The 15270-nt window shown below is 61.6% G+C and carries 15 protein-coding genes; 7 read left to right on the top strand and 8 right to left on the bottom strand.

What is annotated here, in order from left to right; all coding sequences use genetic code 11:
• Positions 1-12: 12 nt before the first annotated feature.
• The gene (locus AC1DVN_RS25695) at positions 13-225 is read left to right on the top strand and encodes a helix-hairpin-helix domain-containing protein (RefSeq protein WP_019745717.1); all 213 of its coding nucleotides are present in this window, start codon (positions 13-15) and stop codon (positions 223-225) included.
• A 9-nt stretch (positions 226-234) separates the two neighbouring features.
• Here AC1DVN_RS25695 and AC1DVN_RS25690 read toward each other — a convergent pair whose 3' ends face one another.
• The 3 genes from AC1DVN_RS25690 to AC1DVN_RS25680 form a co-directional block, all read right to left on the bottom strand.
• On the bottom strand, positions 235-1329 hold the full coding sequence (locus AC1DVN_RS25690) for a GGDEF domain-containing protein (RefSeq protein ID WP_019745718.1): 1095 nt from the start codon (positions 1327-1329) through the stop codon (positions 235-237).
• Positions 1330-1566: 237 nt separating this feature from the next.
• Positions 1567-2706, bottom strand: a complete 1140-nt coding sequence (locus tag AC1DVN_RS25685) for an EstA family serine hydrolase (RefSeq protein ID WP_019745719.1) — start codon at positions 2704-2706, stop codon at positions 1567-1569.
• A 104-nt stretch (positions 2707-2810) separates the two neighbouring features.
• Positions 2811-3680, bottom strand: a complete 870-nt coding sequence (locus tag AC1DVN_RS25680; protein ID WP_051119002.1) for an oxygenase MpaB family protein — start codon at positions 3678-3680, stop codon at positions 2811-2813.
• Between the two features lie 116 nt (positions 3681-3796).
• Here AC1DVN_RS25680 and AC1DVN_RS25675 point away from each other — a divergent pair, with 116 nt between their 5' ends.
• Positions 3797-4417 carry a TetR/AcrR family transcriptional regulator gene (locus AC1DVN_RS25675; RefSeq protein ID WP_019745721.1) on the top strand — a complete coding sequence of 207 codons (621 nt, stop codon included), beginning with the start codon at positions 3797-3799 and terminating at the stop codon, positions 4415-4417.
• Positions 4418-4426: 9 nt separating this feature from the next.
• Here the strand turns inward: AC1DVN_RS25675 and AC1DVN_RS25670 are convergent, their stop codons facing one another.
• Positions 4427-5119: a GntR family transcriptional regulator gene (locus tag AC1DVN_RS25670; protein WP_019745722.1), complete on the bottom strand. Its 693-nt coding sequence runs from the start codon at positions 5117-5119 to the stop codon at positions 4427-4429.
• Between the two features lie 9 nt (positions 5120-5128).
• Positions 5129-6271: an acyl-CoA dehydrogenase family protein gene (locus tag AC1DVN_RS25665; RefSeq protein WP_007730792.1), complete on the bottom strand. Its 1143-nt coding sequence runs from the start codon at positions 6269-6271 to the stop codon at positions 5129-5131.
• 127 nt (positions 6272-6398) lie between these two features.
• Here AC1DVN_RS25665 and AC1DVN_RS25660 point away from each other — a divergent pair, with 127 nt between their 5' ends.
• Positions 6399-7925: an aldehyde dehydrogenase family protein gene (locus AC1DVN_RS25660; protein WP_477994345.1), complete on the top strand. Its 1527-nt coding sequence runs from the start codon at positions 6399-6401 to the stop codon at positions 7923-7925.
• 12 nt (positions 7926-7937) lie between these two features.
• Here AC1DVN_RS25660 and sfnG read toward each other — a convergent pair whose 3' ends face one another.
• Positions 7938-9062 (bottom strand): dimethylsulfone monooxygenase SfnG, encoded by a 1125-nt coding sequence (gene sfnG / locus AC1DVN_RS25655; RefSeq protein ID WP_024487492.1) that lies wholly within the window; start codon positions 9060-9062, stop codon positions 7938-7940.
• Between the two features lie 98 nt (positions 9063-9160).
• Here sfnG and AC1DVN_RS25650 point away from each other — a divergent pair, with 98 nt between their 5' ends.
• Positions 9161-10381, top strand: a complete 1221-nt coding sequence (locus AC1DVN_RS25650) for an SfnB family sulfur acquisition oxidoreductase (protein WP_047888996.1) — start codon at positions 9161-9163, stop codon at positions 10379-10381.
• A gap of 6 nt (positions 10382-10387) precedes the next feature.
• Here AC1DVN_RS25650 and AC1DVN_RS25645 read toward each other — a convergent pair whose 3' ends face one another.
• Positions 10388-11050 (bottom strand): TetR/AcrR family transcriptional regulator, encoded by a 663-nt coding sequence (locus AC1DVN_RS25645; RefSeq protein ID WP_021331743.1) that lies wholly within the window; start codon positions 11048-11050, stop codon positions 10388-10390.
• A 119-nt stretch (positions 11051-11169) separates the two neighbouring features.
• Between AC1DVN_RS25645 and AC1DVN_RS25640 the strand changes: the two genes are divergently transcribed.
• Both AC1DVN_RS25640 and AC1DVN_RS25635 read left to right on the top strand, forming a co-directional pair.
• On the top strand, positions 11170-12564 hold the full coding sequence (locus AC1DVN_RS25640; RefSeq protein ID WP_477994344.1) for an MFS transporter: 1395 nt from the start codon (positions 11170-11172) through the stop codon (positions 12562-12564).
• Positions 12565-12570: 6 nt separating this feature from the next.
• Entirely contained in the window at positions 12571-13566 is a 996-nt protein-coding gene (locus tag AC1DVN_RS25635) for an ABC transporter substrate-binding protein (protein ID WP_021331741.1), read from the top strand.
• Here the strand turns inward: AC1DVN_RS25635 and AC1DVN_RS25630 are convergent.
• Positions 13553-14380: a helix-turn-helix domain-containing protein gene (locus tag AC1DVN_RS25630; RefSeq protein ID WP_020971101.1), complete on the bottom strand. Its 828-nt coding sequence runs from the start codon at positions 14378-14380 to the stop codon at positions 13553-13555. The two genes, AC1DVN_RS25635 and AC1DVN_RS25630, sit on opposite strands and share 14 nt — an antisense overlap.
• 139 nt (positions 14381-14519) lie before the next feature.
• Here AC1DVN_RS25630 and AC1DVN_RS25625 point away from each other — a divergent pair, with 139 nt between their 5' ends.
• A complete protein-coding gene (locus AC1DVN_RS25625) occupies positions 14520-15188 on the top strand; it encodes a DsbA family protein (RefSeq protein WP_477994343.1) in 669 nt (222 codons plus the stop codon).
• The last annotated feature ends 82 nt before the right edge of the window (positions 15189-15270 follow it).

The raw sequence follows: 15270 nt of genomic DNA, 5'->3' as shown, positions 1-15270 counted from the left end.
AGGAGTTGACCAGTGACAGAACCGGGTCCGGGCACAGTGGAAACCGACTTCCCGAAAACGGGAGCTCCCGCACAGCGCGCGCTGATCGGAGCGGGCTACACCCATCTCGCGCAATTGACGTCCGTGTCCGAGAAGGAACTCGGCGCTCTGCACGGGATGGGACCGAAGGCTCTGAGGATTCTGCGTGAAGCACTCGCCGAACGCGGCCTGAGCTTCGCCGACTGAGCTCTCACATCAGACCAGGCTCGCCCGAACCTGGTTGCCACCTTCGCGCTTCGCTTCGTACATCACCGAGTCCGCGACGCGGAAGAGTTCGGCAAAGGCTTCGTCGACCGACTCACCCGGATGCCGGGGCGCGGTGCGGACCGCCATTCCGATGCTCGCGCTCGTCGGTGGATCATCGGTCGCCCCGTCCATTGCCGAGCGGATCTGTCCTTCCAGCCTCGCTATCACGCTGACCGGCACCCGCTCGACCACGACGAACTCGTCACCGCCCACGCGGGCGGTCAGTGCAGCTTTGGTTGTCCACAGGCGAATACGCAGCGCCGTTCGCAGGATCGTGCTGTCCCCCACGTCGTGGCCGTGAACGTCGTTGATCGTCTTGAATCGGTCGAGATCGATCACCACCACGAGAACCGCGTCGGCCTCGGTCACCGGAGGCCCCATCAGATCCTTCACCCGACGCGAAAGCCCGCGACGGTTGAGCAGACCGGTCAACGGGTCTATGTCGGAAGTAGTGGCGTCAGATCCCAGAACTGCCAAGACAATTTGGGACACCACGGGAATCACAATGATGGTGGCCATCACGACCGCGATTTTCGCCAACCCCAAGCCGACGTCCGCTGCTGGCCCGAACAACAAAGTCCACCCCGAAAACACCGTGACCATCGAGGCGAAGACCAAGTGACCGACTTGGAGTTTCGGATTGTGGAAGAACGCAATATAGCCGCCGATCGACGCGAACACGACGCACGCGATGAGCCGTCCCAGCGGTTCCGAGTCGGTTGCGGCGGCCGCCGCAATCGCAGCGTCGGAACCCACGACAAAGGTGTACGACCACAGCGGCGTCGGCGGAAACAGCCACCAGATCAGGGCAGCGCCGAGGCACAACACGATAACCGTCAGATTGACCGCTCGCCAGAACGTACCTTGCGGACCGACGTCACTGAATCGCGCCGACAGCAGCACCAACCCCATCCAGAGTGCCGTTCCGCCGACCAGCGCCCGGCAGGAAGTCAAGAACCCACGATCTTCGAGGTACCTGCTGAAACTATGGAACTGGTCCGGCAACTGCCACCAGCGCATGACAACTTCGACGAAACCGTTCATCGCCGGTCAGCCGATTCAGGTCTGCAACTTTCGGGCATACTTCGACGTAGCGGACAAGCCGATTTCCCCCCGGAGCACACTGGCATATCCGGCAGCATAGTCAGCTGCAGTGGACGAACCAACCGTTCCGCCGGATTAGCGATCGAGCCCACAACCAGCCCCGTCGGCTACTACTCAGCAAGGATTTGAGTAGCGTTTCGCCCTCCCTGTCATATCGATCAAACGCAGTCACATCGATCAGCTCAGTGCGTCGTAGGCAGCCGATACGTACTGCGCCGATCTCTCGGAACCGAGCAGGCCCGGCCCCATCTTGTTCATCACGTACGAGAAGGTCATGCGCTTCTCGGTGTCGATGATGATCTGCGAGCCACCCCAACCTCCCCAGAAGCAGATTCGCCCCTCCGGAATGAACGGGACGGACTCGGGCGTCGGCAATCCGAATCCGACGCCGAAGCGGACCGGCACACCGAGGACGAGGTCGACCCCGTACGACTGCTCCTCGAAGATCTTGTCGATCGTTTCCTCCGACAGCAGGCGAACGTCACCGACCTTGCCACCGCACGCGATCACCGATTGGATCCTTGCGAGTGCCCTCGCATTCGAATGACCGTTGGCCGCACCGATCTCGGCGGCTCGCCACCCGTCGGTCCACGAACCTGTCGCGTCGGCCGGCGGTGCGGTGAAGGTCTTCACCATGATGTTGTCCATCCCGAGTGCCGCGATGTCGATCGGCAAAGGCGGTGGCGCAATCACATTCGAGACTCGCCCGTATTCCGACTTCGGCAAGCCCAGGCGGAAATCAGCATCGAGCGGACCGGCTATTTCCTCGTCGATGAAGCGGCCGAGGGTTCGTCCGTCGATGCGCCTGACGACCTCGCCGATCAGGTGGCCGTAGTTGAGGGCGTGATATCCGGATGCAGTACCCGGCTCCCACCACGGAGCCTGCGTCGCCAACCGGGCTGTGGCGTACGCGTCGTCGCAAATGTTCTCCAAGGTGAACGGTTGATCCCACCCCGAAACACCCGAAGTGTGCGACAACAGTTGCCGGACCTGAATACGGTCCTTACCCGCTGCTGCGAACTCGGGCCAGTACTGCGCGACCGGGGCATCGAGATCCAGCAACCCGCGGTCGACGAGCATGAGCGCGGCCAGTGCGGTCACGGTCTTGCTGCAGGACCAGACGTTGGTGACGGTGTCGCGGGCCCAAGGAGCAGTGTGCTCGACGTCGACCCAACCGCCCCACATGTCGACGACGGATTCGCCGTCGATCGTCAGTGCGATCGCTGCCCCGACGTCCTCGCCGGAATCGAGATTGTGTGCCAGCGCCTCCTTCAAGCCAGAGAATCGCTGGTCACATACGCCTTCGATGTTCGCCACTGACAGCCTCCCCAGGAAAGTTAAAACTTGACGTCAACTTCAACTATGTCGAGTATGTGTCCGATTCACCTGTGGTGTCAATCACTTCAAGTGTCAGAGTCGGCTCAGACCAACGGGATTCCCTTGGCGATGCGCCGGCGCAGATCCCAGAGATAGAAGTTGTAGGGGAACATCCGCAGAATCTTCGGGCTGAACCGATTGACAAGCGCGGCGACCCGCATGGATCGGTCGAAGTTACGCTGCTGACGCACTGACCACGGGAGCCGCATTTCGTCACGAAAGGCCTGGGGCAGGAACCCGGTGGTGACAAATCGGTTGAGCGGACCGACCACGGGATGCAACAGCTTCGGAGTGAAGGTCGCCGACGCGATCCCGTAGAGATGCTCACGAATCGTCTCGTCGATCGCCACCTTGTCGAGGTTCTCGTTCCAGTAGACCTCGAACGCATCCCGGTCCGCCGGCCACATGTCGCGTCGCATCTGAAGGGTTGTACCGAACGTGGCGCTTCGCTGATAGAACGCATCCTGGGTGACCGGATCGAGATCCCCGTACAAGATTCTGTAGACGTCCTCGAAGCCTCGGTACAGGCAGGCGGCTACCCACAACTGCAGTTCGGGATCGAACGCGTTGTATTCGACCGCGCTGTTCTCATCGGAGCGAACGTGCTTGTGAGAGCCGTTGACTGCGCGTCGGTACAGCTTCTTTTCTTCGTCCGTCGCCAGGCTCGCGACGGCGAGATACGTCAGCGTCGTCCGGGTTCGCTTCACCGGATGCCGATCCAACCGACCCGTCTCGACCTTGCTCTCGTACACGCCGTACCCCACCGCCGGGCGCGCCAACTGCATGATGACGTTGGCGCCTGCGGCCAACAGTCCGAGCCCGGACATCGCCTTTTCGACCTCGGCGTCGATGTCGACCGCCTGGACGCCGACCGCTCCGATGCCGCCTGCCACCGCTTCCTCGCGCCCGTCCATCGAATCCCTACTCACCGTCATGGCAGAACCCCTTCGAGTCGACATCTGCGAACGCATGTTCTCAGATGAGTGAAACGCCGAAATGCCGAGATGTCAAGCAATCTCGGGATGCAAAGATGGTCTTCATGAATGACCAACCGCGTTCGTACGGTGGCGTCGACGGCGCGCTCCGCGTAGCCCAACGACGAGAGACGCTGATCGAGGCCGGTCTGGAACTCATGGGCTCCGCCGAGCCCGAACTCACGGTCCGCGGAGTGTGCAAGAAGGCCGGTGTCGCGGCGCGGTACTTCTACGAGAGCTTCACCGATCGTGATGCTCTGATGTCGGCCGTCTACGACACCGTCATCACGGACATCGCCGTTTCAACCCAGGCCGCGGTGGACGCCGCCGAGACCGAACGAGGCAAGGCGCTCGCCGGAATCGCGAACATCGTCCGCACGATCGCGCAGGATCCCCGTCGCGGACGTCTACTGTTCTCCAGCGCCCTGACGAGCCCTGTCCTGGCCGAGAAACGACGAGCGTCGACGACGATATTCATCGGTCTCCTGGCCGCCAACGCCAAGACCTTCTACCGATTGAACGACAGCGGCCACTTGACGCTGACGGCAACCTTCCTGGTCGGCGGCCTGGCGCAGACCCTCAGTGCATGGCTGGACGGATACATCGACGTGACGGAAGAAGAACTGGTCGCCGAATGTGCAGCGATCCTGCTCGCTCCCGCCCTACCTCCGTCTTGAGCTCCTGATTCAGTCCCAGATCCCGATGTTGTCGAGGTGAGCGAGAAGTCGAGCAGCGCCGTCGGAGAACTGCAGACTCATCTGCGCGTCCACCTGTTCTCGATCGTGCTTCTCGAACGCCTCGATCAAAGCGTCGTGGCTCGATACCGCAAGCTCACCCCAGCCTGGATCCGTCGCGTAGAGACGAGCAGGGGTGTACCGAATCGCGCCGAACAGGAACCATGCCAGCTTCGCACCACCCGCAGCGCGATTGATCAAGCGGTGGAATTCGAATTCGCACTGCTCGATCGCAGCTGCATCCGAGGCGTCCACCGCCGCTCGCAAATCGGCGTTGAGTTCCGTGAGTTCCACCAGTTGATCAGCTGTGATGGTGTCCATCGCCCGCAAAGCCAGCTTGACTGCGATCTGCCCCTGCAACCAGAAGATGTCTTCGATGTCTTGGCGACTGAGGGGCGAGACGAGATAGCCGCGATGCGGAACCAGCTCGACCATTCCCTCGCCGCGCAATGCGACGAGGGCTTCTCGCACCGGCGTGACGCTGACACCGAGGTCGGCTGCGGTTTCGTCCAATCTGACGAACTCGCCCGGACGCACAGCGCCGGACATGATCAGGTTACGAACGTGGTTGGCCACGTCCTCCGACAACTGTGGCCGTCTCCTCAGCTCAGATGTCGCCCTCCGAGTGCGTGCAGACGTTGCCACAACCGATCCTCACAGTCCGTACGTTTTGCCGATGATGTCTCGCTGAATCTCGTTGGTACCACCATAAATGGAGGACACAAGAGTCTTTCGCACATGGTGCTCCATGTCGAACTCAGTCGCGTAACCGTACCCACCCATCATCTGCATCCCCTCGAGCGCGACCTTCTTGGCGGTCTCGGTCAGCTTCAGCTTGGCCATCGACGCTTCCCGCGGGAACATCTTGGTCGGGTTGGCGTCGACCATTCGGGCAACGCTGTAGACCAGCAGACGGCCGCATTCGATCTCCGTGGCGAGATCCGCGATCCGGTGGCGAAGCGCCTGAAACGATCCGACCGGACGGCCGAACTGCTTACGCGTGGTGACGAATTCGAGGGTGTCGTCGAAAGCGCGCTGCGCGGTCCCGAGCATCATCGCCGCGAGGATGAGGCGTTCGATGTTGAGTCCGGCCATGAGTTGACGCCAGCCGTTGCCGACTTCCCCAACCACCGCGTCCTCGGGCAGGAATGTGTCGGTGAAGTAGAGATCGTTGACCTCCTTGCCGCCCATGGTGTCGATTCCACTGATCTTCAATCCGGAGATGTCGGCCGGGACATGGAACATCGTCAGGCCCTCATGCTTGCCTTCACCTCGGGATGTGCGAGCCACCAGAAGGATGTTCTCGGCGAAGTGCGCGTTGGAACACCACGTCTTCTGGCCGTTGATCAGCCACCCACCGTCGACCTTCTCGGCGCGGCAACTCAGATTTCCCACGTCGGAGCCTGCTTCGGGTTCGGACATCGAGATCGACTGAGACGCGCCACGGACGATCCCGCCGAGCACTGCCTCCTTCTGGGCCGGACTGCCGAACTTCTCGTATGCAGCCCCGGTGATGACGGTCGGGCCGAGTCCACCGATCGGCGCCATGCCCTTGGCGGCTTCCTCCAGGAAGATGCACAGGTCGACCGTGCTTCCGGCAGATCCGCCGTATTCCTCCGGGACAGTCAGCCCGAGCCATCCCAATTCCGCCATCTTTTCGTAGAACGCCTGGTTGTGGTTATGGGCGCCATGATCGGTCAGCAGGTCTCGCTGCTCACGGGTACCACTTTCCTTCTTGCAGAACGACGCTACCGACTTGGCGAAATCAGACTGCTCCTGCGTGAAATCCATGTACATCGAAAACTCCCGAGTGAGATGAGGCTGGAGGCTTGTCGGAGCTCGGTCCGACGCATACTGTGACTACCAGCACAGTAAATCACATCACATATATGTGATGCACCGACATGTGGAGGATCTGAAGAACATGACAGAACAGCTCGGCCGCCAGAGCACGTCCACGTCGACAGATCCGAAAACGGACGATCACACCTTCGCGAGCCTCGACCCTCGCAACGATTCCGTGGTCGCGCAGCACCCCCTTGCAGATCAGCAAGAGATCGAGAAAGCGGTCGCCGCAGCACGCACGGCGTCGAAGTGGTGGGATCAACTCGGATTCCAAGGCCGCCGGAAGGTGCTCGGTAATTTCCGCGCCGCGATCGCAACTCACGCCGAATCGATGGCGGCGATCATTTCCGCTGAGACCGGAAAACCCAGCGACGACGCCCTTCTCGAAGTCATGCTGGCCGTCGAACATCTCGACTGGGCGGCACGCAACGCACAGAAAGTGTTGCGCCGCAGACGCGTCGGTGCAGGACTGATCAGCGCCAACCAGTCTGCATCCGTCGGCTACCGGCCGATGGGCGTCGTCGGTGTGATCGGCCCCTGGAATTATCCGCTGTACACACCGATGGGGTCGATCGGCTACGCACTGGCCGCCGGCAACGCCGTCGTCTTCAAGCCGAGCGAACTCTCACCCGGCGTCGGCGTCGAATTGGCCCGGCTGTGGAACATCGCCGCACCCGGACACCCTGTCCTGCAGACCATTACCGGTGACGGAAAAACCGGTGCACTTCTGTGTTCGTCCGGTGTCGACAAGATCGCATTCACCGGCTCGACGGCTACCGCAAAGCGCGTGATGGCCGCCTGCGCGGACACCCTCACTCCCCTGGTCGCCGAATGCGGCGGCAAGGACGCCATGCTGGTGGACTCCGACGCCAACCTCGATGCGGCCGTGAGCTTCGCTGCATTCGGGGCAGTGGGCAACGGCGGACAAACCTGTGCCGGCGTCGAACGAATCTACGTCGCAGCGCCCGTGTACGACGCCTTCTTGTCCAAGCTCACCGCCGCGCTTCAGGACGCCCACGCCGGCGCCACCGACAGCTCGACCTACGGGCCGATGACGCTGGGAAAGCAGACTGCGATAGTCCGAGGCCAGATCGAAGACGCTCTCAGCCGAGGCGCGAAAGCTGTACTCGGCGGGCTTGATTCGTTCAACGGTCCGTTCATCGATCCGATCATCCTGACGGATGTTCCGGAGGATTCCACGGCGATCACCGAAGAAACGTTCGGCCCGAGCGTCGTGGTGAACAAGGTCGCCGACATGAACGAGGGGATCGAGCGTGCCAATGCGTCGAAGTACGGCTTGGGGGCCTCGGTGTTCACCAAGAGTTCGTCGAAGGGTCGAGCGATTGCCGAGAAGCTCGAATGCGGTGTCGTCACGGTCAATTCGGTTCTCGGATTCGCCGGAATCGCCGCCCTGCCGTTCGGCGGGGTCGGCGATTCCGGGTTCGGGCGTATCCACGGAGCCGATGGGCTGCGTGAGTTCAGCAGTGTGAAATCACTGGCCGTTCAGAAATTCAGCGCTCCGCTGGACCTGCTGACCATCGAGCGAAAAGCTCGGGACATGAAGATCTCTCGTTGGATGCTGGCGAAGCGCCACGCAAAGTCCTGAGAGACCAGGCGATCAGCCGGCGGTGACGAGCACCTGCTCGTCACTGTCGGCTGCTTCGAGTTCACGAACCAGCGGGAGCACCTTGGCCCCGAAGTACTCGATCTCTTCCTGGAAGTGCAGGAATCCGCCGAGAATCAGATCGACACCGCGACGGCGATATTCGACGATCCGATGGGCGATCTGTTCCGGCGTGCCGATCAGTTGTGAGCGGAAGCCATCGTTGTACTGAACCAAGTCCTCGAACGTCGAATCTGCCCACATCCCGTCCTTGGACGAGGTCGACGCGCCGGCTTGTTGGACTGCATTCTTGAAACCCTCGACTGCGGGACGGTTCGCCTTGGCGATGATCTCGCGCAGCGTGTCTTTTGCTTCGGCCTCGGTGTCGCGGGCGATGATGAACCCGTTGAGTCCGAACTTCACCTCCCGATCGTTCTCGCGAGCAACACGGCGGACGTCGACCAACTGTTCCGTGACGCCGTCGTAGTCCTTGCCGTTACTGAAGTACCAATCCGAATAGCGACCGGCGTTCTCACGGGCTGCCGCCGAGTTACCACCTTGGAACAGTTCGGGATTGGGTCGCTCCGGAGTGTTCAGAGGCTTAGGCTTTAACGTGAAGTCGTGAATGCGGTAGAAGTCGCCGCGGAAATCGACGTCGTCCTCGGTCCAGATCTTCCGAAGAACCTGAAGGAACTCGGCGCTACGCCGATAGCGCTCGTCGTGCTCGAGCCACGGCTCGCCCAGATGAGTGAACTCGTCCTTGAACCAACCACTGACGACGTTGACGGCGAATCGACCGTTCGACAGGTGGTCAGCGGTAGCGCCCAGTTTCGCCAACACTGCCGGCTGCCAGAGTCCGGGATGCACGGCGGCGATGACCTTGAGCTTCTCGGTGGCCAGGAGCAGCGCAAGGCTGAAACTCGTGGATTCGTGCTGGAACTCGGCCCCGTAGCTCGCCTCGTAACGAACCTGACTCAGGGCGTACTCGAAGCCGTTGTTCTCGGCGGTCTGCGCCAACTTCTTGTTGTACTCGTAGTCCCAGCTGGTCCGCTGCTCGATGTCGGAGGTGACCAGACCACCACTGACATTGGGCACCCAGTAGGCGAACTTGATCTCGTCGGCGATACGTTCAGTAGACATGAAATCCAGCAAACATGCAGTTCCCGGGGGTTTCCAGGGTAGCGATCACACAGGTTGTAAGTGTTGGGTGGGTGCTGCGACTGTGAAACGGTGGCAGCATGACTGCTGTGGACATTCAGGAGATCGCGCACCGCATCACCAGTGAAGACGAGGCGCTCTCGGTAGCGTCACAGCTGTCCGACGAGTTCGCGGCAGGTGCCGGCGTCCGCGATGCGCAGCGCCTCCTTCCCCACGACGAGGTTCGCACCCTGGCGCAGTCCGGTCTGCTGGGGCTCTCGGTGCCGAAGGAGTTCGGTGGCATCGACGCGAGCACCGAGACGTTGGCCGAGGTCTTCCGCCTACTCGCCGAGGGCGATCCCAGCATCGCGCAGATTCCGCACAGCCACTTCACTTTCCTGGAAGCGCTCCGGTACCAGGGGTCTAACGAGCAGAAGCAGTTCTTCTACGCCGAGGCGTTGTCGGGTAAGCAGTTCGCCAACGCCCAGAGCGAGCGCGGCAACAAGACCATCGACATCGACGGCACGACTCTGACACCCGACGGGGAAGACTTTGTGCTCGAAGGTCGAAAATTCTATTGCACAGGAGCGCTTTTCGCAGATTGGATCGTGGTGCGTGCCGCCAATGCGGATCAGTTCACCGAGACCGGCGCACAGGTGAAATCCGCGGTCTACCTACCCCGGAATACTCCCGGACTGTCGATCGTCGACGACTGGGACGGCATGGGGCAGAAGACAACTGCGAGCGGAACCGTGACACTCGAATCCGTGTCGGTGCCGCGGTTCAACGTCGTACCCTTCACATCGTTGTTCACTCACCCGACCACCTACGGGGCACAGGCCCAGATTCTGCACGCCGCGATCGACACGGGCATAGCGTCGGCCGCATTGCGTGAATCCGTGAAACTCGCAGCAAAGGCGCGGCCCTTCTTCGAGGCGAAAGTCGATACAGCGGTGGAGGATCCACTGCTCGTTCAACTCGCCGGCGAAGCGGCAATCGAGGTTCGCGCTGCCAGATCCCTCTTGGCGGAAGCGGCGCGATCGATCGACGTGGCGCGTCGTAATCCCACCGAGGACTCCACGGCCCGAGCATCCATCGACGCTGCAACTGCCAAAGTGGTCGGTGCCAGGGCGTCATTGGCGGCCACGAGCACGCTGTTCGAGATCGGTGGCACGAGAAGCGCGGGCGAATCAGCGAACCTCTCGCGATTCTGGCGTGACGCACGCACGCATACTCTGCACGATCCGACGAGGTGGAAGGTCCAACACATCGGCCGCTGGACGCTGTCGGGGACAATCCCACCGAGGCACGGGCTGTTGTAAACACTCTCAGTCGGAATTTGTGTATCCACTGATCAAGACCTCGAGACCTTCCAGGTAACTCTCAGTCGTCGTCCCTCCCGGCCAGTCCTCGAGCACCTCACTGAGTACCGGCAGTTTCTCGGGACCGATTTCTCGGATCTTGACCGCGAGAGGTGACACACTGCCTTCCGGTCGTGTGGTGGTGTCGTAGATGTTGAGCAGTGCACCGAGTGTGTAGTTCCACAGCGCTCGATAGACCAACAGTGCGCGGCGCGGCGACATCCCGAGTTCGACACACGCGGCCATTGCCCGATCGACCAAGACCACAGCGCCGCTCCCGCCGCGCCCACCTCGCTGAAGCAACTCGATGATCCAGCGCTCCGATGCCAGCGTTTCGAAGATCGCGGTGAAGATCATGCGAAGCCGTTCGACCTGATCCTGCGGCAGGACCAGCGCGCCGAGATCTTGTGAGTACACATCGAGAACCGCGCTGATCAGCTGTTCCTTGTCGCCCACGTGCCGGTACAGCGCCATCGGCGTGGTGCCGAGCGACTTCGCCAACGCTCGCATGCTCAACGCGTCGGCGCCGCCGGACTGGAGTTGCCGTTTCGCCTCGTCGACTATCTGCTCCGACGTGATCGTCGGGGGACGTCCGAGCCGCGGTGATCTCGGTTCCATCTTTTCGGCCATCCGTCGATTGTGCGCGCCCCTGCTACGACGCTCTCGCCCGGGGAACCCCTTGCATCTCAGTCGTCAGCAAGGTAAACCTAACTACTTATGAGAACGCGTATACAAATTAGGTACCTGCAATGACAACAACAACTCGAGCGGTAGCTGCACCGGCTCTGGTCCTCACAGCCGCCGCGGCAGCGCAGTTCCTGGTGGCCTTCGACATGTCGGTCATCAACGTCGCGCTGCCAGACATCCAGGAATCGCTGAACTTTTCCGACGCCGGGTTGTCCTGGGTCGTCAACGCGTACGCCCTCGCCTTCGGCGGACTACTGCTTCTCGGCGGTCGCCTGTGCGACGTGATGGGCACTCGTCGAGTTCTGGTTTCCGGGCTTCTGCTGTTCGCCCTCGTCAGCATCGTCGGCACCTTCTCCGTGTCCGCCGAAATGCTTGTCGGAGCTCGGGCGCTTCAAGGCGTCGGCGCTGCACTGATCGCGCCGGCCGGGCTCGCTGCCCTCAGTCAGGCCTTTCCCACCGGACGCGCCAGGGCCAAGGCATTCGGCATCGGCGCAATGTCATCAGCACTGGGCGGCGCACTCGGTGTCGTCTTGAGCGGCATTTTGACCGAAGGGCTCAGTTGGCGATGGGTGATGTTCGCCGGCGCACCGGTGGCCCTGATCGCCGCGGTCGCAGGTGCCCGTGGCCTGCCGGCCGGCCAAGCCGCCCGAGGTGGCTCCCTCGATCTCCCCGGAGCCATCTTGGCGACGGCCGGAATCACCGCCCTTGTCGGCACAGTGATCGCCACGGAATCACATTCCTGGACTTCGGGTTACGTGCTGGGTGGATTCGCACTCACGGTCGTCCTGCTGACTGCCTTTGTCGTAGTCGAAAGCCGCTGCGCCACAACACTGGTACGACTGTCCACCCTGCTTCGACCCCGAATCGGACTGGCCAACGCCATCATGTGCCTGGTGTGTGCGGCCCAGTTCAGCGCGTTCTTCTTCGTCTCACTCTTCCTGCAACGCGGGCTGGGCTATTCACCGACCACCACCGGTCTGGCTTTCCTGCCTTTCTGCTTCGGCCTGGTGATCGGCATCCTCGCGTCCACCAAACTCCTTCCGCGCTACGGAGTTCGACCGCTGCTCGTGGTCGGAACAGCAGTCGCCGCAATCGGGACTTTCATGTTTTCGACCATGAACCTCGACAGCCCCTTCTGGGCCGTCATCCTGGTGCCTTCGCTTCTGGCAAGCATCGGCATCGGTCTGTCGTTCATGCCGCTCAGTAACGTCGCCACCGCCGACGCTCCCCCCGAAGAAGTCGGCATGGCATCAGGGCTACTGAGCACATCGCGTCAGATCGGCGGTTCACTCGGACTAGCCGTTCTCGTGAGCGTCGCCGCTTCCTCGACGTCGCACTCGGACAGCGCACCGACCGAAGCACTGGTTTCCGGATACTCCCAAGCCCTCTTCGTCTGCTCCGGCCTACTGCTGGCCGGCACCCTCCTGTCCTTCTTCTTCCCACGAATGGATCGTTGACCTCAGATGTTCACCACCCGAACCACATTCGGCATCGTCTCGGCGCTTCTCCTCACCGTTGCCGGCGCAAGCGCGTGCAGCAGCTCCGCCGAGTCCGAAACCGCTTCTGCAACTCGCTCCGTCACACACGAACTCGGCACCGTCGAAGTTCCGGCCTCACCGCAGCGCATTCTCGCGCTCGACGAGTACGCGGGGCTGAGTGCACTCGCACTCGGCGTGAAGCCCACCGTCGTCTACAGCACCCTGCGATCGGACGTCGCCAAGTCGATTCTGCGCGAGCAGGGCGTCGAAGTTCTCGACAAGCCGACTTTCTTCGCCAACCCCGCCGTCGAAGAGATCGCGTCCGTCGAACCCGATGAGATCCTGATGAGCAATGCCGGTCCACTACCGAGCCTGTTCGCGCAGATCAATTCCGTGGCGCCAACCTTGGTCCTCCCGTACTCGGCGCCGTGGCGTGATGTGCTCGAACAAGCTGGGGCACAGCTCGATCGAGGCAGCGAAGCAACCGCCATGATCGGAAAGCTGGAATCCGGCCTCGAAGACGTCAAGTCCGCGGCTGCCGGCCAGAGCCTTGCGATCCTTCTCGGCTACAGCGGAAACCTGTTCACTGTGCCTCCGACCACTCCCATCTCCACACTGGTCACCGAGGCCGGATTCACCAGGCCGGTATCGGAAGTCAACGCGACCAACAATCAAGACACCGGCACGATTTCGCCCGTCTCACCTGAACTCCTACCCGAGCATGCGGCGCAGACCGTCGCCGTACTTTCCGGGCAGCAGTACGACGCATCCATCGTGCGAAACACTCCACTGTTCGACAACCTGACACCCGACCCGGCGCACGCATTGGACGTCAGCGGCGATCTCTGGTTCGGCAGCCATCCTTTTGCCATCTACTGGATCATCCAGGATCTGGACGGCATCGCACATGGCAAGGGGCAGAACAGCATCGGAACCCTCGACAGCGCCGACGCGCGATGGGCGGCGTTCAGCGCGCTCTGACGTCCTGACGGAAGGTCAGCGGAGAAACACCCACCCGGGTGGCGAAGAATTTTGTGAAGTTCGCAGAATCGTCGAACCCCAGCTTCGACGCCACCTGGGTGACCGTGTCCGTGCCGAAAGACAGCAGACGTTTCGCTTCGAGCACCACACGCTGATCGATGTACTGCTTTGCCGTCATTCCGGCAGCAGCTCGGGTAGCCCGCAATACAGTCTTCTCGGAGTACCCGATCTTGTTGGCGTACTCCGAAACCGAACGGACCGTGGCGAAGTCACGTTCCACAACGGCATGAAACCTTTCGAACACGTCATTGTGTGCCAGCACGGAACTCTGTTCCTGTCCACCGAGGTGGGTCAGTTTCAACAGAATTGCCGTCAACGTGTGCCGCAGAATGGCCGCGCGAACGACCGGCGCAGAAGTATCCGGACAACCGTAATTCAAGTTCAGGTGTTTCATACCTGCGCTGATGGTCTCGAGGTTCTCGCCGGACAACTGCCACGCTGCCTGCCGACTGTGAGCGTTCCCGTCCAACAACTGCTGGCTGACGGCATCGAGCGACGAGGGTGTGAACAGAACAACCATCGCCTCGAAATCCTGGATTCGCCCCCACTGTTGCACCTGCCCCGGTCTGACCCAGAACACGGTCCCCGGGCTCACCGCGTAGTTGACGAAGTCGATGGTGTGTAGCGCCGAACCCTCGGTCACCAGCGCGAGTAAGTGAAACTGCGGGCGTTGGGGGCCGACGAACTCTGCACTACCCCCGTTGATGCGAATGGTGTCCAGGCTGAGTACTTCGATCTCGGTCGCGTCAGCCACCGAAGACGCGTACCCGACGTCCCGGACGGGTACTTGTCTGTTTTTCACTAGTTCGGGACTCATCTTCACCGTGACCGAATACCCGAATGCGACATACCGTCAGAGTATCAATCAGTTCGCGCTCGGATAGGAATCAACAGTGCAATCGACAGGCTCGAAAACAGCAGGCACGACGCAACTCACCTACGTCTTCGACGCCTATTGCGGGTGGTGTTTCGGCTTCGGCCCTGCTTTGACGGAGTTCGTCCGTCAAAATGCCGATTCCATCAACTTGTCCGTGGTCAGCGGTGGTCTGTTCACCGGTGAACGCGTCGCACCCATGTCTTCGGCTCCGTACCTGAAATCGGCCAACGCCACCATCGCAGCCCAGACCGGCGCCGTTTTCGGTGACGGATATTCACAACTGGTGTCTGACGGGCGGTTCGTCATGGATTCGACGGATGCTGCGATCGGACTCGCCGCGCTTCGCACAGAGGATCCGACACGCGCACTCGACATCGCGGAGGCCATGCAGACCGCGTTCTACCGAGACGGTCGCAGCCTCTCCGATCCCGAGACCTACCGAGCCATAGCTAAATCGCTCGGGCTCGACGCATCCGCCGCAGTGTCTTCCCTGTTCACCGCAGATTCGAAGGACGCCGCCCGCGCCGATTTCGTCCGGGCACGCAGGCTCGGCGCCACTTCGTTTCCGACGCTGTTGTTCCACGGGAGCGACGGGTCCGTCGTGAAATTCGGTTCTCCGACCAGTACAGCAGCCGATCTCACCCGCGACCTGAAGACGTGCGTGCGGGCGTATGCGGTGGCTTGACCCACCCACTTTCCGAGCGAAAGGTACGTTCAGCGCCTTCAGTACGCCGAACGTACCTTTCGCTCAGCGTGACTTCACCCAA

This window comes from Rhodococcus sp. P4_E4 (assembly GCF_056401575.1).
The sequence above is the reverse complement of the archived record's forward strand: the minus strand, read 5'-3'. Positions and strand labels throughout refer to the sequence as shown.

Excerpts from the sequence above, each read along its gene's own strand:
- AC1DVN_RS25660 (WP_477994345.1), top strand. The coding sequence starts at position 6,399 with ATGACAGAACAGCTCGGCCGCCAGAGCACGTCCACGTCGACAGATCCG.
- AC1DVN_RS25665 (WP_007730792.1), bottom strand. The coding sequence starts at position 6,271 with ATGTACATGGATTTCACGCAGGAGCAGTCTGATTTCGCCAAGTCGGTA.
- AC1DVN_RS25645 (WP_021331743.1), bottom strand. The coding sequence starts at position 11,050 with ATGGCCGAAAAGATGGAACCGAGATCACCGCGGCTCGGACGTCCCCCG.
- AC1DVN_RS25690 (WP_019745718.1), bottom strand. The coding sequence starts at position 1,329 with ATGAACGGTTTCGTCGAAGTTGTCATGCGCTGGTGGCAGTTGCCGGAC.
- AC1DVN_RS25635 (WP_021331741.1), top strand. The coding sequence starts at position 12,571 with ATGTTCACCACCCGAACCACATTCGGCATCGTCTCGGCGCTTCTCCTC.
- sfnG (WP_024487492.1), bottom strand. The coding sequence starts at position 9,062 with ATGTCTACTGAACGTATCGCCGACGAGATCAAGTTCGCCTACTGGGTG.
- AC1DVN_RS25675 (WP_019745721.1), top strand. The coding sequence starts at position 3,797 with ATGGTCTTCATGAATGACCAACCGCGTTCGTACGGTGGCGTCGACGGC.
- AC1DVN_RS25680 (WP_051119002.1), bottom strand. The coding sequence starts at position 3,680 with ATGGACGGGCGCGAGGAAGCGGTGGCAGGCGGCATCGGAGCGGTCGGC.
- AC1DVN_RS25640 (WP_477994344.1), top strand. The coding sequence starts at position 11,170 with ATGACAACAACAACTCGAGCGGTAGCTGCACCGGCTCTGGTCCTCACA.
- AC1DVN_RS25650 (WP_047888996.1), top strand. The coding sequence starts at position 9,161 with ATGACTGCTGTGGACATTCAGGAGATCGCGCACCGCATCACCAGTGAA.